The 20,493-nt window shown below is 30.2% G+C and carries 17 protein-coding genes; 12 read left to right on the top strand and 5 right to left on the bottom strand.

The genetic code is table 11. From position 1 onward, the window contains the following. Positions 1–4 precede the first annotated feature (4 nt). The 7 genes from B3J31_RS11910 (at position 5) to B3J31_RS11880 (ending at position 8,603) form a co-directional block, all read left to right on the top strand. Positions 5–862 (top strand): ABC transporter ATP-binding protein, encoded by an 858-nt coding sequence (locus B3J31_RS11910; protein WP_346868466.1) that lies wholly within the window; start codon positions 5–7, stop codon positions 860–862. Between the two features lie 15 nt (positions 863–877). Next, positions 878–3,589 carry a CDP-glycerol glycerophosphotransferase family protein gene (locus B3J31_RS11905; protein ID WP_346868465.1) on the top strand — a complete coding sequence of 904 codons (2,712 nt, stop codon included), beginning with the start codon at positions 878–880 and terminating at the stop codon, positions 3,587–3,589. Between the two features lie 46 nt (positions 3,590–3,635). Then, entirely contained in the window at positions 3,636–4,361 is a 726-nt protein-coding gene (locus B3J31_RS11900; protein ID WP_346868464.1) for a phosphocholine cytidylyltransferase family protein, read from the top strand. 19 nt (positions 4,362–4,380) lie between these two features. Then, a complete protein-coding gene (locus B3J31_RS11895) occupies positions 4,381–5,424 on the top strand; it encodes an iron-containing alcohol dehydrogenase family protein (protein ID WP_346868463.1) in 1,044 nt (347 codons plus the stop codon). A gap of 115 nt (positions 5,425–5,539) precedes the next feature. Beyond that, a complete protein-coding gene (locus tag B3J31_RS11890; protein ID WP_346874000.1) occupies positions 5,540–6,742 on the top strand; it encodes a CDP-glycerol glycerophosphotransferase family protein in 1,203 nt (400 codons plus the stop codon). Beyond that, positions 6,739–7,845, top strand: coding sequence for a CDP-glycerol glycerophosphotransferase family protein (locus B3J31_RS11885; RefSeq protein WP_346868461.1), 1,107 nt, complete (start codon positions 6,739–6,741; stop codon positions 7,843–7,845). Before B3J31_RS11890 ends, B3J31_RS11885 begins: the two co-directional genes overlap by 4 nt. Positions 7,846–8,060: 215 nt before the next feature. Then, positions 8,061–8,603: a transposase gene (locus B3J31_RS11880; protein WP_346868460.1), complete on the top strand. Its 543-nt coding sequence runs from the start codon at positions 8,061–8,063 to the stop codon at positions 8,601–8,603. Between the two features lie 94 nt (positions 8,604–8,697). On the opposite strand, the gene B3J31_RS11875 is transcribed toward B3J31_RS11880, so the two are convergent. Further along, a complete protein-coding gene (locus B3J31_RS11875) occupies positions 8,698–9,126 on the bottom strand; it encodes a CBS domain-containing protein (protein WP_035129150.1) in 429 nt (142 codons plus the stop codon). A 308-nt stretch (positions 9,127–9,434) separates the two neighbouring features. Here B3J31_RS11875 and B3J31_RS11870 point away from each other — a divergent pair, with 308 nt between their 5' ends. Further along, a complete protein-coding gene (locus tag B3J31_RS11870) occupies positions 9,435–12,263 on the top strand; it encodes a M4 family metallopeptidase (protein ID WP_346868459.1) in 2,829 nt (942 codons plus the stop codon). A 78-nt stretch (positions 12,264–12,341) separates the two neighbouring features. Here the strand turns inward: B3J31_RS11870 and B3J31_RS11865 are convergent, their stop codons facing one another. From B3J31_RS11865 to B3J31_RS11855, 3 genes are read right to left on the bottom strand one after another with little or no spacing between them, the layout of a single operon-like run. Continuing rightward, complete coding sequence (locus tag B3J31_RS11865) at positions 12,342–13,028, bottom strand: ABC transporter ATP-binding protein (protein WP_346868458.1); 687 nt, start codon at positions 13,026–13,028, stop codon at positions 12,342–12,344. Next, positions 13,021–14,178, bottom strand: coding sequence for an ABC transporter permease (locus B3J31_RS11860; protein WP_346868457.1), 1,158 nt, complete (start codon positions 14,176–14,178; stop codon positions 13,021–13,023). Before B3J31_RS11860 ends, B3J31_RS11865 begins: the two co-directional genes overlap by 8 nt. 1 nt (position 14,179) lies before the next feature. Next, positions 14,180–14,830, bottom strand: a complete 651-nt coding sequence (locus B3J31_RS11855) for a cobalamin B12-binding domain-containing protein (RefSeq protein ID WP_346868456.1) — start codon at positions 14,828–14,830, stop codon at positions 14,180–14,182. Positions 14,831–15,081: 251 nt separating this feature from the next. Between B3J31_RS11855 and B3J31_RS11850 the strand changes: the two genes are divergently transcribed. After that, positions 15,082–15,897, top strand: a complete 816-nt coding sequence (locus B3J31_RS11850; protein ID WP_346868455.1) for an SGNH/GDSL hydrolase family protein — start codon at positions 15,082–15,084, stop codon at positions 15,895–15,897. Positions 15,898–16,104: 207 nt separating this feature from the next. On the opposite strand, the gene B3J31_RS11845 is transcribed toward B3J31_RS11850, so the two are convergent. Beyond that, entirely contained in the window at positions 16,105–16,683 is a 579-nt protein-coding gene (locus B3J31_RS11845; RefSeq protein ID WP_346868454.1) for a sigma-70 family RNA polymerase sigma factor, read from the bottom strand. Positions 16,684–17,146: 463 nt separating this feature from the next. Here B3J31_RS11845 and B3J31_RS11840 point away from each other — a divergent pair, with 463 nt between their 5' ends. The 3 genes from B3J31_RS11840 to B3J31_RS11830 all read left to right on the top strand — a co-directional run bounded on the left by B3J31_RS11840 (position 17,147) and on the right by B3J31_RS11830 (position 20,399). Beyond that, on the top strand, positions 17,147–18,322 hold the full coding sequence (locus tag B3J31_RS11840; protein ID WP_346868453.1) for an FprA family A-type flavoprotein: 1,176 nt from the start codon (positions 17,147–17,149) through the stop codon (positions 18,320–18,322). Positions 18,323–18,531: 209 nt separating this feature from the next. Beyond that, on the top strand, positions 18,532–19,329 hold the full coding sequence (locus tag B3J31_RS11835; RefSeq protein WP_346868479.1) for a hypothetical protein: 798 nt from the start codon (positions 18,532–18,534) through the stop codon (positions 19,327–19,329). A 200-nt stretch (positions 19,330–19,529) separates the two neighbouring features. Then, on the top strand, positions 19,530–20,399 hold the full coding sequence (locus tag B3J31_RS11830) for a radical SAM protein (RefSeq protein WP_346868452.1): 870 nt from the start codon (positions 19,530–19,532) through the stop codon (positions 20,397–20,399). Positions 20,400–20,493: the final 94 nt, after the last annotated feature.

The raw sequence follows: 20,493 nt of genomic DNA, 5'->3' as shown, positions 1-20,493 counted from the left end.
ACCAATGGATAATCAGTATTCTGTAGAATTTAAAAATGTGTCTAAGATATTTAAGTTGAAGAAAAGTAAGGGTAAATCAAATCATAGAAATTTTTATGCATTAAAAGATATTAGCTTTAAGGTTGAAAAAGGGGATGTAGTAGGTGTATTGGGAACTAATGGTTCAGGAAAATCTACTCTTTCTTCAATTTTAGCTGGAATATCTGAAGTGGATGCAGGAAGTGTTAAAATAGTAGGGGAGCAATCTTTAATAGCAATAAACACAGGGTTAAATAGTGAGTTAACAGGCCTTGAAAATATTAAAATGAAGGGTGCTCTATTAGGTTTGTCTAAAAAGAGAATAGATGAAATAACTGAAGGTGTTATAGAATTTGCAGAGTTAGGAGATTTTTTATACCAACCACTTAAGACTTATTCTAGTGGTATGAAATCAAGGTTAGGATTTTCTATATCTATAAATCTAAACCCTGATATAGTTATAATCGATGAAGCTTTATCTGTAGGAGATAGCAGCTTTTCAGCAAAGTGTATTAAAAAGATTGAAGAATTCAAAACAGAAGGTAAAACAATATTTTTTATTAGCCATTCCATATCACAAATTAAGAGCTTTTGTAATAAGGGTTTGTGGATTGAAGGTGGTTACCTAATGGAATATGGTGATCTAGAAAGTGTTGCAGATAAATATGAAGCCTTTGTTAATGAATATAAGAATAAAACACCAAAGGAAAAGAAAAAGTTGAAAAATGAAGCCTTTGAAAAAAGAATTGTAGTGAATAGGGATAAAGATACTGATAGTAAGATCAAAATAGCATTGTTTTCATGTTTGAAGAAAGTAAAATGTCTATTGAAGGTTAAAGGATAGAAGGGATATGGCATAATGAATAACAAGTATATAAAAAATGTATATATTGAAAATGATAAAATTTATATAAAATCTAATAAGGAACTATCTAAGTTAGTTTTGTTTAGCCCTAAGGTTCTATTAAAGGTTAATTGTTTTGAAAATGCAATTGATTTACAAGAGATAATAAAAAATAATTGGTGTTTCTTTGGCGAAAAGTCTCAGTTTATACTGTGTAATGATGATGAGGAAACAACCTCTCTAAGATTAAATCAAATGAAGACCATGGGTGAAAACTATATATGTAAAGGTTTTAACTTGAAAATAGGTAAACAAATGTATGTGGTTGATATATTTGTAAATGGAGAAAATGAAGTAGAGCTAATAATAGAAAAGTATAAGGATGAAAGTAGTAGCTATTTTGAAATTGGCACAAGCTATATTAGAGAGAATTTCCTACATATTAAAGGACAACTTAAGGGTTATGAAGAACTAGAAGCTAATCATAATAAAAGTTGTGGCACTGAAGATATGAAGGCTAAGTTAATGATTTACGATAGAAATCAAGAAACCATTGAAGTAAACCCAAGTGAAGTACAAGGGGAAACACTATGGTTTAAAATTCATATTGATCAGGTACCAAGGAGTGTTGAAGGTAATGTAAATACATTACTAATAATTGAAGATAGAGTTCTTGATGTTAAGTTTAAAGAGGAAGTAAGATTTCAAAAGATTAAGTATGAAGATGAACAGGGCATGAAGAATTTAATTGTTAAATCTGAAGAAAAAACTAAGAGTTTAGTCTTTCATATAAATGGAAAACTTGCTATAGCGCCTATTATTAAAAGGATGAGTTATGAAGATGGAAATATAATAATTAATGGAAATCTTAATGCTACTATAGATGTTTTTCAGGTTCCAGGGGTGGAAACTGTTATTAAGCTCAGTGCTGCAGATAACAGTATAATTATTGCAAATTCCTTAGATGTAGTACAAGGAAGTTTTAGCTATGTAATTAGCAGCGAAGAAATAGGCGATATAAAAAGAGCATTTTCTGGGGAATGGAATTTAAAGATAGAGATGCTAGAGGATAATGAAATTTTAGTTAGTGAAGATATATCTTATAAAAATAGTGAAGATGATATTATACTTTCTGAGATGATAAGAGGCGGAAGAGATAATATTTTATTAAAAGCTTACCTTACTGAAGTTGAGAAAAAATTAGCTTTATCAGTAGAAAGCGAAATAAATATAGACCAGATTTTATCAATATATGTTGGAAAGAATAAGTTAAAAATAAAATATAGAACTAAAGAGAATGTTGATAAATTATTGAATTCAAGATTGATTAAAACTAATGTTGCCACTGCAAGTAGAGAGTTGACATGTAATAAGGTTGTTAAAAAGGGTAAAAAGACTTATGTTTGTCATTATAAGTGTGATAATGTGAAAGCTTTCGTAGATGAGATGCTTTTAAAGGGAGTAACTTTATATACACAAGTTGATACTCAGGAGTTTAAAAACGTGGTATCTGAGATTAATAGATATTCTATTTTCTTCAGTAAATATGATATAGTACAATCTAGTAAAAAATATAAAAATATATGCTTAAAATTATATAATGATATATTCTTAAAGTTTCCAGTTAAAAAGAAAAGGGTGCTATTTGAAAGCTTCCTAGGAAGAAATGTATCAGGAAATCCTAAGTATGTATATAATTACTTTGTAGAGCAAGGGCTAGATAAAAAGTATGAATTAATATGGATTTTAAATAATACAGAGGATGAAGTAATAGGAAGAGCTAAAAAGGTTAAGAGGAAGACTTTGAAATATTATTATTACATGGCTACAGCTGGTTATTGGGTGTTTAATGCAAGACAAGCAGATGAAATAACTAAAAGACCAGAGGTTTCTTATTTACAAACTTGGCATGGTACACCATACAAGACCTTAGGTAATGATATGTTTAATGCAAGTATGCCAGGGGTTAGAGATGTTAATGATTATAAAGAAAAATTCTATAGAAACTCTAGAAGATGGGATTATCTAATTGCTCAAAATGATTATTCTGCTGAGATATTTAAAAGAGCCTTTTCCTTTGATAAGGTAATGCTTCCTTATGGATATCCGGCAAATGATGTTTTATATAAAGGAAACAATGAAAAATACATTAATCAATTAAAGGATAAATTCAATTTACCTAAGGATAAGAAAGTAGTAATGTATGCACCAACATGGCGTGAGGATAATTTTTATAGAAAAGGTCATTATAAAATGACTATGGAATTAGAGCTGGATAAGATGATGAAAGCTCTAGGTGATGAGTATATCTTAATTCTAAGAATGCATTACTTAATTGCTAATACAATTAATGTTTCTGATTATGCTGGATTTGTGTATGATCTGTCTCAAGGCTGTGATATACAAGAGCTTTATTTAGTATCAGATGTAATGATTACAGATTATTCATCAACTATGTTTGATTATGCAAACTTAAGAAGACCAATGGTTTTCTTTGCCTATGATTTAGATAAGTATACAAATGATTTAAGAGGAGCTTACTTTAGTTTACCAGAAGTGGCACCAGGTCCAGTGGTAAAGACTACTGAAGCAGTTATTGAGTCTTTAGAAAATATATCAAAAGTTAAAGAAGAATATAGAGAAAAAGAAGAAGCGTTCTATAATAAATTCTGTCACCTAGATGATGGATACGCAGCTAAGCGTGTTTATGAGACAGTATTTAAATAAAATATAAGAAATAAAATATAAAATGGATTTAATGGAGGAGAAATAAATGAAAGCAGTAATTTTAGCAGCAGGCATGGGAAGTAGATTAGGAGATATAACTAAGGAAATTCCAAAGGCTTTATTGCCAGTTGAGAATACAACTTTATTAGGAAGAATATTAAATGATATTAAAGCAATGGAAAGTATTGAAGAAATATTAATAATAACTGGTTATAAATCAGAAAAAATAGGTGAATATGTTAGTGAAAACTTTTCTGAATTAAATATTACTTTAAGATATAATGCAGAGTACAATACAAGTAATAATATTTACTCAGTTCATCTTTGTGAAGAAGAATTAAAAGATGGATTTATGTTATTTAATTGTGATATCATATACAATCCATTAATATTAAAGGATATTGATAAAACTAATGATAGCTTTATGATTGTAAACACAAATATAGTTTTAGATGAAGAAGAAATGAAAGTAAAAGTAGATGGTAATAGAATAGTAGAAGTTAGTAAGAAAATAGCACCTAAAGAAGGCTTTGGGGAATATATAGGAATTTTAAAATTCGAAAAGAATGAGGCACAAGCTACATTTGAAGAGATAAAAAGACTTGTTAATGATGGAGAGGTTAATATTTATTACGAAGATGCAATAAATAATATTCTTCATAATATTAAGGTTAATGCAAAAGAAGTAAATGAATTTAAATGTACTGAAATAGATACTGAAGAAGATTATAAGAGAGTACTAGATAGTGTAGTACAATTTAACATAAAATAAGGATAAAGAGGCGATTACGTTGGAAAATAAGTTTCAATTACCAAATCTGCTTAAAGTTGAACGAAATGTTATTAGTGATATAAAAAGTATCTTAGAAGAAGAAAATATTAATTATTCTAAGTATATATTTGTTGTTGATGAGAATCTAACTAATGTTTATAAGGATAAGATAGATTTTATAATTAACCAATTAGGAGAAGATAATTATATTTTCTGTGTCACTGATAATAGTATAAAGGAAGTTAGTAAGTTAAATGAAAAAGTATTTAATTTTAAGGCAGATTTAATAATAGGATTTGGTGGAGGTAGAGTATTAGATATATGTAAGTACGTTTCTTTTATGAGTAGAGTTAAATTTATAAGTATGCCAACTGCTTTAGCTCATGATGGAATAGCATCACCTATAGCTGTTCTAAAAGATAAAACCGGAATTACAAATAGTTGTGGTTGTGAACCTGCTACTGCAATTTTAATTGATTTAGATATAATTAAAAGTTCACCTCTTATATTAAAACAATCAGGGGTGGGAGATTTAATATCTAATATAGTGGCATTGAAGGATTGGAAATTGGCAAAGAAATATAATGGTGAAAAAATTAATGATTTTGCTGTAATGCTATCAAAAAGTTCAATTGCATCTATAATAACTAGAGAAGAAATGTCATTGGATGATTATAAGTTTTTGGAGACTTTAAGTTATGCATTAATAATGAGTGGAGTTGCTATGGAAATGGCAGGTACCAGCAGACCTTGTAGTGGTTCAGAACATATGATTAGTCATTCCATTGATTACATATTAGGTGGTAGGGCTCCCCATGGAATTCAAGTAGCCTTGGGTACAATAATTTCCTTAATGCTATATAAGGAAGATTATTCAAACATAATAGATATATATAAAAGATTAGAAATTAGTCTTCCTAAATTGACAAGAGAAGAATTTTTAAGGGTTATGGACTATGCACCTGAAACAAGAAAAGGTAGATACACTATCTTTGATACAATTGATGATAAAAAGGTGTATGAAAATATCTATGAAGAATTGTCTCGTATGGGAATATTTTAAAGATGAGGGTTGTTGTAGACAACCCTCTTTAAGAGTTTCATAAAACTTATAATAATGGTTGTAATATGAATAAAATATTGTATAATTATGTTAAAGAGTTAGGAGACGAAGAGATATGAATATAGTTAAAACATTAAAGAAGGTAGTATTCTTTTTTGTAACATGTGTATATAAAAGTCTTTATAAGCATATAAAGGTTGATGAAAAAACAATACTATTTGTGGCTCACTTGGGTAGAGGATATTTGTGCAATCCTAAGTATGTATATGAATATATGCAAGGGAAAGAGGAATTTAATGATTTTAAATATGTTTGGGCATTAAAAAATCCCAATATAGAAATTCAAGGTGCTAAGGTAATTAAGTATAGAGGCCTTAAGTATTTTTATTATCTTGCAAAATCTAAGTTTTGGGTAATAAATTCTAAATTGCCTGAGTACTGCATTAAGAAGAAAAATCAAGTATATATTCAATGCTGGCATGGGACTCCTTTAAAGAGATTGGCCCACGATATTTCTGTGGCAGAGGAAACAACATTTTTTAGATCTAAGCAAACTAGAGATGAGATGTTAAAGTCCTACGATATAGATGTAGCTAGATATAATTATTTACTTTCTCCTAATAGACATTCTACTGAAAAATTTATGAGTTGTTTTCATATTGAAAGAGAAAGAGTAATTGAAACTGGATATCCAAGAAATGATTTTTTAGTTAATATAACTGAAGAGAAAATAGAAGAGATTAAAAATAGACTAAACATACCTAAAGATAAGAAGGTATTACTATATTGTCCAACTTGGAGGGATAATAAGTTTAATGATAAAGGGTATTATTTTGAGTTAAAGGTAAACTTTAATATGTGGCATGAGAAATTAGGAAATGATTGGGTAGTAATTTTCAAACCACACTACTTAATTGCTAATAAGTTTGATTCTAAGGGTTTAGAGGATTTCTTATATATTTTCCCGGAAAATTATGATATTAATGAATTATATGTAGTAAGCGATATTTTAATTACGGATTATTCAAGCACGTTTTTTGATTACTCTATTTTAAATAGACCTATACTCTTCTATATGTATGATAAAAAAGAGTATGAAGAGGAGTTAAGAGGTTTTTATTTAGATGTAAACAAGGATTTGCCAGGACCAATATTTGAAAATGAAAATGAGTTAATAGAAGCAATAAAAGATAAGAACATATTTGAAACTTATAAGGATACTCTTCAGAAATTTATTGATCAATACCATGAGTTTGAAGATGGACATGCTTCTCAAAAGGTGGTTGAGAAATTAATCATAAAGGAAAGATTAAAATGAAAAATATAATAGTGTATTGTATATTGGCTGTGGTGAATTTAATAACATATCCCCTTAAAGTGAAAAGCAATAAAATTACTTTCATATGTTATTGTAGTGATAAATTGAAGAGGGATTTTAAACTTATTTCAAAGAAATTAGAGAAAGAGAACTCCTATGAATTAGTGTATATACTCACTAATTATGAAAATTCACTAAAGGGAAATATAGCATATTTATTTAATTGTATGAAGCAAGTGTATCATGTAAATACATCAAAGGTAGTGCTTTTAGATTATAATAATTTTGTTGTATCTAATTTTAAGAAAAAGGAAGTAAAGGTAATACAAGTATGGCATGCTTGCGGTGCTATTAAAAAGTTTGGGAATGATATAGAGAGAGAATATCCAATAAAAAATTATGACTATGTTTTAGCTACCTCAGAAGAATGGAAAAAACATTACTCAACTGCCTTTGGGGTTAGTGAAGATAGTGTTCTCCCTATAGGAATTCCTCTAACGGACAATCTTTTTTCTAAAGAAAAGATGAGAAAGTACAAAAGACATATGCTTAAGAAATTCCCAAGTATAAAAGGGAAAAAAGTTATAGTCTATGCACCTACATTCAGAGGAGACCCAATATATGATATAAAATATCAAGATATAAATTTGCAATATCTAAAGGAACAATTGGGAGATGATTATGTAATAATATACAAGCTTCATCCTTCCTTGGGAGACAGAGTAATTGCAAATGATGAAAGTATTATTGATGGAAATGGTGAAAGTATAAAAAGATTATTTTCCATTGCAGATTACTTGATTTCAGATTATTCATCAGTAATTTTTGATTTCTCAATAATGAAAAAGCCAATGATATTCTTTGTACCAGATTTAGAACAATACAAAAAAGAACGTGGAATATACATGGACTACGAAGAAACTATGCCAGGCCCTATATGTAAAACAGAAGAAGAAATAGTACAGGCTATTTTAAGTACTTTAAGTGAAGTTTCTTATTCTGATAAAGTAGAAGAGTTTAAAAATAAATACTTTAAATATCAAGATGGTAAATCCACTGAAAGAGTAGTGGAACTAATAAAAACTTTATGTAAGAAAATGTAATGGGGTCAGACCCCCTAACAGTTTTTGGAAGGGGGTCAGACCCCAAGGAAAAAAAATCCAGGGGGTCAGACCCCGAGGATTTTTTTCCCAATTTAAAGAAGGATATTTTTTAATATTCTTCTTTTTTCTATTTAAAGATATTTGTTTTAAATGTTTAAAATAAATATCCAAGGATATAATCTAAAGGAATAAAATTCCATAGAAGGAGATTGTATATGGCTAGAAAACTTCGTATTTGGTATACTGGAGCAATATATCATGTTATGTGCAGAGGAAATCGTAAAAAAGATATATTTTTAGACAGTGAGGATTATCAAGTATATTTGAAAATTGTAAAAAAGGTTAAAGATGAATTAGATTTTGATATTTATAGTTATTGCTTGATGACGAACCACGTACATTTAGCAATTGGAACTAAAGATGATGACATAGGAAATATCATGAAAAAGATAAACATGCTGTATTCTATTTACTTTAATAGAAAGTATGATTTGATAGGACACCTATTTCAAGGAAGATACAGATCAGAATTAATACAAGAAGATAAGTATATATTAGAGGTTAGTAGATACATACACTTAAATCCCTTAAGAGCAAATATGGTAACAAATGCCCAAGATTATAAATGGAGTAGTTATAGTACCTATTTGGGATTATCAAAGGAAAAAATAATAAATACAGAAAGAATACTTTCTTACTTTGGAGAAATAAATGCAAGAAAATCATATAAGTTATTTATAGATAATGGCATTAGATAGGATGTAAGAAAATGTAATGGGGTCAGACCCCCTAACAGTTTTTGGAAGGGGGTCTGACCCCATTACAAAAAAAGGGTGAAACCCCAACTTTAAATTACATTTGGTTACCTGTTGGTTCAGATATACTCTTAAGAGCATCTTGGGCATTGTCAGAAAGAATAGGTTCAAGGGAAATATCTCCTAGTGAAACAATACCTACAAGACTGTTATTTTCTACGATTGGAAGTCTACGTATCTGTTCTCTACTCATTATTTCAGCAGCATCATGAACATCCATTTCTGGGTTCCCTACAGTAGGGTTTGAAGTCATAATATTTCTCACTTTTGTTTGGGCTGAATCCTGACCTGAGGCTACAGATCTTAAAGCAATATCACGATCAGTAACTATACCATTTATCATTTTGTTACTACATACCGGTATGGAACCAACATTATATTGTTTCATAAGTTGAGCAGCTTTTTCAATAGAATCCTCTGGGGTTAAACAAGCAACATCTTTTGACATAATTTCTTTTACTTTCATAAATTTCACCTCCATATATAGAGTAACCAATTAAATTATTATTTATTAGCTAGCAATTCTAAAATTTTTTGAAGTTGATACTAGATATAGATTTATATATTGCCTATAAAAACAAAAGAGTCTAAAACATTTAACGAAAAAGTCTAAAAGATTCTAAAAATATCCTAAAAAATTCAAAATATCCTAAAAACAACCTACAAACTCTAGTAAAATAGTTACATTTTATTAATATTTATGGTAATATGATAAATAGGTGTTGACTGAGTTCTTAAAGTCAGACCATTTACTAGAGAAATGAGGGGATAATTATGGGAAAAAAACTTATTTCACTTATTTTAGGCTTATCATTAACTTGTACTGTTTCGGCACCTGCCTTTGCTGCAGAATTAAAGGTAGATAAAGAAGCAAAAAAAGTACAAGCTATAGAGAAACTTGAGAAGTTAAGTGATGAGACAGTAGAACTAAAGGAAAATGATGGACAAGTCTTTTTATCAGGAGAGCTTTCTAATAAAAAAGTTCCAGGCGAAGGTTCAGCGACTAAATTTTTACAAGAGAACAAAGACATCTTTGGAATTGACAATGCAAAAGAGGAACTAAAAGTTGTTGAAGTAAATAAAGATGACATAGGAGATACTTTTGTAAAGTTTGCACAAGTTATTGAGGGAACAGAAGTGGATAACAGCTTAATAAATGTGCACTATGATAAAAACGGAGTTATAGTTAGTGTTAATGGTAACATAGAAGAAAATAAAGAAATCACTACTCTTGGCAGTAAGGTTATTTCTCCTGAGGAAGCTATTAAAATAGCAAAAAGTCAATTTGAATTTAAAAAATTAAAAAAGACACCAAAGGCTGAAAAGTTAGTAATAACTGAAGATGGTGTGAACTATGAAGCCTACAAAATAAATATTTTCTTTATGGAGCCTACCATAGGAAGTTATGATGTCTTTGTTGAAGTAAGTTCTGGTAAGGTAATTAAAACAGAAGATAAGATAAGATATAATAATCCAGTAACTGGAACAGGTATTGATGTTCTTGGAAAAACTAGAGAGCTAAAGTTAAGTGAAGCTGAAGGTGAATATCAAATGTTAGATTTAACAAATGAAGCCACAGAAGCTATAGTTACCTTTGATGCGAAAAATAGCATTGGTGATGAAATTGAAGTATTTTTAGTTTCAAATACTACTAAGGAGTTTACAGCTGAAGAACATAAAGCTCCAGTAAGTGCCCACTATAATGCAGATAAAGTAATAGATTTTTATAAAAATTTATTTAATCGAAATAGTATAGATAACAAAGGAATGGCAATAGAATCCTATACACATTATATGTCTAGTTACAACAATGCCTTTTGGGCTGAAGGTATGATGGTTTATGGCGATGGAGACGGAGAAGAATTTACATACCTAAGTGGAGATTTAGATGTAGTTGGTCATGAAATGACTCATGGAGTAGTAGAGTATACAGCTGGACTTGTATATGAGTATCAACCAGGTGCATTAGATGAATCTATGGCTGATGTGTTTGGAGTTCTTATTTCAACTTATAATAAGTATAATGTTGCAAATGGAGGAACTTGGATGTTTGACCCAGCTGATTGGGTTGTAGGAGATGATATTTATACTCCTAATATTCAAGGTGATGCTTTAAGAAGTTTAGTAGACCCTACCTTATATGGTCAACCAGCTCATATGTATAATTACGTTACGGGTCTTCCTAATACAGAAGAGGGTGATTATGGCGGAGTTCATCATAATTCAGGAATTCCCAATAAAGCAGCATATAATATAGCTAGTAATATAGGAATGGAAAAGACTGCAAATATATATTACAGAGCATTAACTCAGTACATGCATCCGGATACTAATTTTCAGCAAGCAGCATATTGTCTTGTACAAGCAGCAGCAGACTTATATGGAAAAGGATCTAATGAGATTACTGCAATAAAGAATAGTTTTGCTTCAACTGGAGTGGCATATAAAGGACAAAAGCCAGTTATTTCAGGAGCTACAGCTAAGAGTGTAACAGTAGGAAATGTCTTTGATGCTAAGGCTGGAGTTACAGCCGCTGATCTTGAAGATGGAAGCTTAACTGCTAAAATAGCTATTAGTGGAACCATAAATACAAATAAAGCAGGTAAATACACTTTAACTTATACAGTAACAGATAGCGATGGAAATAAGGTAAGTATACCTAGAGTTATTACTGTTGTTGCTAGAAATGTACAAGTTAATGAATTAATAGGTACTGATAGATATGATACAGCAGTTAGACTAAGTAAGGGACAATTTACAACTGCAAACACTGTAATGATAGCAAATGGTGGAGCTTTAGCAGATGGATTAGCTGCTACACCACTAGCAACCTTTAAAAAAGCACCTTTACTTTTAACAGGAGCAAGTAGCCTTCCAGAAGGAACTAAAGGTGAAATAAAGAGATTAGGCGCTAAAAATGCTATTATAGTAGGTGGAGCAACTGTAGTTAATGATAATGTAATACAGGAATTAAAAGCACTAGGCGTAACTAATGTAGAAAGAATTGGTGGAAGAGATAGATATGACACATCTCTAGAGATTGCTAAGTATATTGATAAAAATTGCTATGATGTAAATAAGGTAGTTATAAGTAATGGACTAGGCCAAGCAGACGCTCTATCCATAGCTTCCGTAGCAGGTAGAGATAAGATGGCAATAGTTTTAGTACAAAAGGACGTAGTTCCAACAAAGGTTTATAGTTGGTTACAATCAGAATCTTTACAAAATGCCTATATCATAGGTGGTACTGGGGTAGTTTCTGACAATGTTTTAAACAAAGTTAATGGAATCACTTCAACAAATATATCAAAAAATAGATTAGGTGGCAAAGATAGATATGCAACTAATGCCATGGTTATAGATAAATTCTATGGAAGTGTTGTAGATAAAACTTATATAGCAAAAGGACTACAACTAATAGACGCTCTAGCAGCAGGTCCAGTTGCAGCCCTTAATGGATCACCAGTAGTTTTATCAGGTGTTGACTTAACAACAGAACAAAAAACTGTGTTAGATAAGAGATATGGAAATATCATCATAAGAACTGGTGGCGGAATTGCAGATAAAGCAGTAAACTCGTTAAAAAGCTGCATAGAGCAATAAATACCATTTAATACCACGGGGTCAGACCCCCACCCATAAAATGGGAGGGGGTCTGACCCCGTTACATTTTATGTTTGTTTATCTATAGATATCCATATTAATTTTTCCATCCTTTATTTCTATTATTCTATCTGCTTTTTCTGCTATTTTTCTATCATGAGTTACTATGATAAAGGTTGTTTTAAATTTTTCATTTATATCCCGTAAAAGGTTATATATATTTTCTGTAGACTCTGAATCTAGATTTCCGGTAGGTTCATCTGCAAATATTATTTTAGGATTATTGATAAGGGCTCTAGCTATAGCAGTCCTTTGCTGTTGTCCACCTGACATCATGGTAGCTAAATTGTTCTTAACTTTACTTAGTCCAACTAAGTCTAAAAGTTCATTAGCTCTTTCATAAATCTCCTTAGGTGGATTTGCATTTTTAATTTTATAGGGCATAAGTACATTTTCTAAAGCTGTAAATTCTGGTAATAGGTGATGAAACTGAAAAATAAAGCCCATGGTTTCATTTCTTAATTCTGCTAATTTGTTTTTATTCATTCCTTCTGTATTTTTTCCATCTATTATAAGTTTACCACTGGTTGGAGTATCTAAAGTACCCATAATATTTAACAATGTACTTTTACCACTACCAGATTGTCCTATTATTGAACTAAAAGAGCCTTCTTCAAAGTCTAAATTTAGATCAAATAATACCTGGGTTTTTACTAAAGATCCATATATCTTTTCTATATTTTTAAGTTCTATAATTTTAGCCATTTTTTATTACCTCCATAGGACTCAATTTAGATGATTTTATAGCAGGGATAAGAGCGGCTAAGGTAGCTGATATTATTGCTATAATACCGGAAAAACCAATGAATTTATAGTCAATGTATACATCTACCACTGGTGTTCCATCTGCATTTACTGCAAATTTTGTAAATATAAATAATAAGCCTATTCCCAAGGCTACACCTAATATAGCACCAAGAACTCCAAGAATAGCACCTTGAAATAAAAATATTTGGCTAGCAGTTTTGTCTTTTATGCCCATGGCCTTTAGTATACCTATTTGCTTTGATTTTTGAACTACACTTATAGCTAAAACACTAGCAATACCTAGTAATACTGCTATTAGCACAAAAACTTGTATCATTATGCTGGATACACTTTGTCCCTTTAATCCGCTTAATAATTGTTCATTTTCTTCCTTCCAGTTTTCAACCTTGAGCTCTTCACCAAAAAAATTTGAGTTTATTATACTGGATATTTCATCTGCATTAAATGGGTCATTCACCTTCATCTCAATAGCGGTAATTTTATCTTCAAATTTAAATAATTCTTGAGAAGTTTTTAGAGTGGTCATAACCCAGTTTTTATTTATACTAGCCACCTTTAAATCATAAAAACCAACTATTTTTACTGCTTTTTTACTACCTGTTGCTGTTGTTATATCTACATTATCTCCTAATTTTACATCTGACTCCTTTTGAAACTCTTTTCCTAATATTATTTCATCTTCACCTTTAGGAAAGGTACCCTCATAAATTCTATTTTTTATATTATATATTCTATCTGCATCGTCCATATTAAAGCCTCTAACCAATATAGCGTAATCATTGCTTTGGCTATTTAAGAAAGCGTTAAAATCTGATGCTACAGAAATATCCTTAATACCATCAATACCAACTAACTTGTCTGATTTACTCTTCCAATCATCTATAAGCTTATCATCTGTTTTAGAAGTTATTGTTATGTGTGAAGTATTTCCTATAGTTTTATCTAATAATCCTATCTGAAGGCCCTGGATAAGGGAACCTATAAATATTTGAACTGATACTCCTACAGCTATTCCAAGTGCTATAAGTACAGTTTGTCCCTTACTTGACTTTAAAAATCTAATTGCTATGTTATAAGCTAGCTTCATTTTAATCTTCCTCTCCAAACTTTCTAATGTCTTCATAGGTTTGTAATAGTCTATGGGCACCTATTTCTTCATAGACCATAGGGTTAGAATTAAAGGCGTGTCCTCCTACTAAAATCTGAACTGAATTATTAGTAAGGTGTTTTATTTCCTGTATTATAGCTTTGGCAGACACTAAATTATAATAATTTGTTACACTAATAGCTACATATTTGGGATTAATATACTTTATGGCACCTATAAAATCTTCCTTTGGAGTATTGCTTCCTACAAATAAAGTTTCAAAACCAGTTAGGATAAAAAAGTTAGCCGCCGTCATTGCACCTACTTCATGGTATTCTTCAGGTGGACAAACTACAACTAACTTCCCTTTATTAGATTTAATATTCCTTTTCTTTTTTTCCTGCAAGATATAGGGGTATGAACATTCTAATATGGTTCTCACTATAGAAGTTCTAACATGTTCCTTCCATATACATATGTTTTTTTCACTTTCCTTACAAATCATATTGTTTAATGAAGGTTCAAGTATTTCTTTATATAGAGTAATTAGATCAAGCTCTCCATTTTCCAGTTTTGATAATACAAATTCTAAACAACTTTCTTTATCTTCAAGCTCTAACATTTGGAGAAAGGTATCATAATAATTGTTCATAAGTTCAACTCCCTTATACTTAAATTTTATATGTCCAATATATGCTTATATTGTATCACTTTATAGTTATAAAATCACTAATAAAAATTATTACATAGGATTTATTATTGGGCTTTACATTTAATACCACGGGGTCAGACCCCCACCCATAAAATGGGAGGGGGTCTGACCCCGTTCCATTTTATGGGTTCAAATATTACTTTGAAAACATACAAATATAGGATATAATATACTGGTAGGGAGGGGAATATATGAGAAAAGATAGGATACAAACCATATTATGCATAGTATTATCCGTTGCGTTAATTGCTACCTTAGCTTTAGGTATAAATAAATCTAAGAAGGAAAAAGAAAAGATTTTAGAAAGTAAAAAGCTATATGAAAGCTCAATAAATATAACAGCTAAACCGGAAGAAGAGAAAAAGGAAGGTAATGTTAAGGGAGAAATCCAAGGAAATGAAGAAAAGTTCATTTTGGAAGGAAAAACTCTACTTTCTCTTGGAGATGGAGTTTCAAAAGGAAGTACATATCAAGAAAAGGTAAAAACTCTTTTGAATTTAAAAAGTGTAACAAATAACTCTAATAATGGCTTAGGTATGAGTAGTATGCTTAACTTAATTAATGAAGAAGCCCTTAAGGATACAGATATTATAATTATTATGGTAGGTACTAATGACTACACTAAAGGAAGAACTCTAGGAACTAAAGATGATGGGGGAGAAGTTGAATCCTTTTACGGAGATGTGCAAGCAGTTATAAATACAGCACAAAAGGCTAAGCCTGAGGCAAAACTTGTATTTTTAACTCCATTAAAGCATGGATATATTGAAGGACAGCCAAGCTATCCTGATAAAAATGACATTGATCTTGGTCTAGAGGATTACTGCATGGCAATTAAAGAAGTATGTAATAAAAATTCTATACCAGTAATAGACTTATTTAATGAAAGTGGAATAGAAGCAGAAAACATAGCTGATTATACTGTAGATAATATGAACCTAAATGAAGCTGGAAACGAAAAAGTAGCCAAGACTATCAGCGAAGGTTTAAAGGAGATATTTAAGTAGGATATACTAAAGTGGATACACATAGTATATATGCTAACGTAGATATGCATAATAATATTGTAGTTTTGTGATATATATGAAAATTCTTAGAAATGACAAAAGTTAATCAATGCAGAAACCATTAAATTTTGGTTTCAAATGATTAACTTGTCATGAATAAGAATTTTCAATAGGAATTATTTAAATTGCTTATTATTTTGAAAGTATTTATATACATAAAGAATTAAGTGAGGACCTTAGTTTGTTAAGAGCTACGGTTCTTCTTTTTGCTGCTGTTGAATAGTTAAGGTTTCTGGATTTTGAATAATCTTTTAGGTTGCCTTCACAATTTATGTATATGAAGGTTATTAGATCTCTTAAGTTTTCTTGGAGGTTGTCCACTTCTTTTTTTATAAGTTTATATATTTCTTTTTCTATAAAACTATCTTCAGTTGATGCATCAGCTATTAAAGTATCCTCTATTCTAAGGTTAGTTTCAATTGGAGCCTCGATGGTTTGCACTTCATTATCTTTTGCTCTTTGCCTTATTAGGTAATTAAAATTATTTTTTATTGCATAGGATACATAAGCTGTAAAATTGCCTTTTTCCGGAGTGTATTTTTCAAGACAACGCATTAAGGTTATGTTTCCCATTTGAATTAAGTCTTCCATTTCATAGCCTCGGACATGAACCTTTGAAGCTTGTTTAATTATTAGGTATTTGTATTCATTAATCAATTCTTCCATTGCAATTTGGTCTTTATTTTTTGCTTTTAATATAAGATTCTTTAAATTGGAATAATCCATAGATATAACCTCCTAAAATACTTTAATAACATATATGCATTATTTTGAAAAAGTGGAAATATAACTGATAAAAAAAATTTAACACAAACATTAGTTTGTGTAAATATATAATTTGAAATATTTGGATAAAATATCTAGATTAAAATTTTAATTCTACATTTATATGTTCTCTTATAATATATAGTGAAAGAGGAACAATATATATAAGAAAAATGCACATAATACATATATACAAGATATAAAAGAGATATAAAAGAGATATAAAAGATATTGATACACTGTATTAGTTGATAATTAAAACAGAATAATATATATTATCAAAAGATAAGAGATTTAAATGGTTTGAATATATTCTTTCTGTATTATAAAAAATTTTTAAAATAATGCAGAATATCTTGCAATAGATAATAATTGTTTGTTAATATGTAAGTATGGAAGATAATATGAATGCGGAGGTAATGAAATGGAACCTTTAAAATTAACTAATTCAGTTCATTGGGTTGGGGTTAATAATCCTGAACTTAGAGTATTTGACATAATAATGGAAACAAAAATGGGAACTACATATAATTCCTATTTAATTGAAGATGAAAAAATCACTATTGTTGACACAGTTAAGGATGGATACTTTGATCAATATTTAAAAAATATTAAATCTATTATTGGTGATAAAAAAATAGATTATATTGTAGTTCAGCATACAGAACTTGATCATAGTGGTTCATTAAAGGAATTATTAAAGGAATATCCAGAAGCTCAGGTTGTTGGTTCAAAGGCTGCTGTAAGATATCTTAAAGGAATTATAAACATGGAATTTAATTCTATAGATGCTTCAGGAGAGCTATCTATAGGAAAGAAGACCTTAAGATTCGTAAATGCACCAAATCTTCACTGGCCTGATAGTATATTTACTTATTTACCAGATGAAAAGATATTATTTACATGTGATTTTATGGGATGTCATTATTCACCAAGTGGATGTATTACTGATAGTTGTTCTGGAAACTATGAAACTGAAATGAAATATTATTTTGATGTTATTATGGGACCTTTCAAAAGATTTGTTAATATGGCCCTTGATAAGATTGAAAATACGGAAACAGAAATTATTGCTCCTAGCCATGGTCCAGTTCATATTGATGATAGAGAGTATTATAAAAATTTATATAAAACTTGGGCTAAGGAAGCTGTTATTGAAGAAAAAAACATCCAAATATTCTATGTTTCTGCCTATGGAAATACAGAAAAGGTTGCAAATCATTTAAAGGATGCCATTGAAAAAAGAGGAATTAAGGCTGGAGTTCATGAAATTACAACTACACCTTTAGAGGAACTTGTATCTCTTGTAGAAAAGTCAAGTGGTATATTAGTAGGTTCTCCTACTATAAATCAAGATGCAGTGGAGCCAGCGTGGAATTTACTTGCTCATGTTAGTGCTATTGTAAATAGAGGTAAAATTGCTGGAGCCTTTGGATCTTATGGTTGGAGTGGAGAAAGTGTGCCTATGCTTTCAGAGAGATTAAAGAGCCTTAAATTTAATGTAATTGATCCAGGTTTTAAATTTAACTTTGTACCAAGTGAAGAAGAACTTAAGCTAGCAGATGAATTTGCTGATAACTTCCTTGGAATGTTAAAATAAATTTAGTATATAATAATAGATTATGGTATATTATTAAGGTATGAGATATAATATAAAAAATATTATATTCCATACCTTTTTTCATAGCCAATACTAATTACAAACTTAATAATATGTTTACATGAAAGATTTTATTAGGGAATAGGCTATAGAGAGAAAATATGGTAAAATGTAAGAAAGCTGATAAATTTCATTGCATTTTTATAGGAGTGATTATATTGAAGTGGTTAAATAAGTTAGAGAGAAAATATGGCAGGTATGCTATTAGTGGATTGATGAAATACATTGTAGCAGCAAATTTGGCTGTATTTTTATTAGAGGTTATAAATCCGGGGTTAGAGGCAAACCTAATGTTAATACCTCAGGCAGTAATGGCAGGTCAAGTGTGGAGGTTAGTTACCTTTATTTTAATTCCACCAGCAACCAGTGCCTTTTGGATACTCTTTACCCTTTATTTCTATTATATTATAGGTATGGGTTTAGAACAGGCTTGGGGAAGCTTTAAATTTAATATATATTATTTAGTAGGGATGATTGCTACCATAATTGTATCTTTAATTGGAGGTAGTCCTGCTACAGGGGTATTTATAAATTTAACTTTATTTTTAGCATTTGCATCCATATATCCTAACCATGAAGTTTTACTATTTTTCATTTTACCAGTTAAAGTTAAGTATTTAGGAATTTTAAATGCAGTGCTTTTGGCACAACAGTTTATAATGGGTGGAGTTGGAATAAAACTCATGATCCTTGCATCCTTAGCTAACTACTTTATTTTCTTTGGAAAAGACTTTATAGAGTTATTTAAAACTAAGAAGAAAGTTAAGAGGAATAAGGAAAAATTTAAAGTCATAGAGATGAAGGATTATGTACGTCATAGATGTACTGTATGTGGAATAACTGAAAGAGATGACCCTAATATGGAGTTTAGATATTGTTCAAAATGTAGTGGACATAAGGAATATTGCATGAATCACTTGAAAAATCATGAACATATTAATGATTAGTAGTGTATACCATGACTATTTGTTATAAAATTAAGGGATCCATCAGAATTAAATGCTAACTATTAAGGTTAGTTAAATTTTGATGTATTCCTTTTTTATTCCAAGACTATCAGCTCTAGTATTCCCATGGTATTTAAAGGTGGAAGAAAGAGCTTCTATATACTAGGATAAGGATTTTTATATATGAAGGAGGAAAATTTATGAGATATGAAGGTGCAGTTTATAGACCACCTAGTGAAGGAAGAAGTTTAATAGTTCAAGCTACCATTGGTTGTTCTCACAACAAATGTTGTTTTTGTAATATGTATAAGGCAAAGCAGTTTAGAATGAGAGCTTTAGAAGAGGTAATTGAGGATTTAGTTTGGGCTAGGGAGAGGTATGGATATATAGAAAAAATATTTATAGCTGATGGTGATGCTCTTATCATGCCTACAGAAAGACTTATTACAATTTTGGATAAAATTAAAGAATTATTTTCAGAATGTAAAAGCATTACTGTATATGCTAGTCCCAAGTCTATTTTACTTAAAACTCCAGAAGAACTAAAGCTTTTAAAAAGTAAGGGTTTGGCAATGGTATATCTAGGTATAGAAAGCGGAGATGATGAGGTTCTGCTTAAAGTAAATAAGGGAGCAACCTCGAAGGAACTTATTCAGGCTGGAAGAAGAATTAAGGATAGTGGAATAAAACTATCTTGCACTCTAATAAGTGGCTTAGGTGGGATAGAAAACTGGAAAAATCATGCCTTAAACTCAGCAAAGGTTATTAATGCCATAGATCCAGATTATCTAGGCCTTTTAACCCTTATGACGCCTGAAGATGCACCTATATACGAAGAAATAAAAAGAGGAGCTCTTATGCTTTTAAATCCTAGGGAAGTAATGGAGGAGGTTTATCACCTTGTTAAAGAACTAGATCTTACAAATTGCATATTTAGAAGCAATCATGCATCAAACTATGCACCACTAGCTGCAGTACTAGGTAAAGAAAAGGAAAGATTACTTTCAGATATAGAAGGTTTTTTAGCAGGACAAAATAACTTTAAACCAGAATATTTTAGAGGGCTTTAATAATAGGCTCTGTTGAAAATTACAGTGATAGAATATCCATGCTATGAGAATATTGGTGGACGTCCCTTAAAGTTCGTGCTGAAATAAGGCTTTG

Origin of the sequence: Clostridium sp. UBA5988 (genome assembly GCF_002435615.1) — a bacterium.
Lineage (GTDB): Bacteria > Bacillota > Clostridia > Clostridiales > Clostridiaceae > Clostridium_J > Clostridium_J sulfidigenes.
The sequence above is the reverse complement of the archived record's forward strand: the minus strand, read 5'-3'. Positions and strand labels throughout refer to the sequence as shown.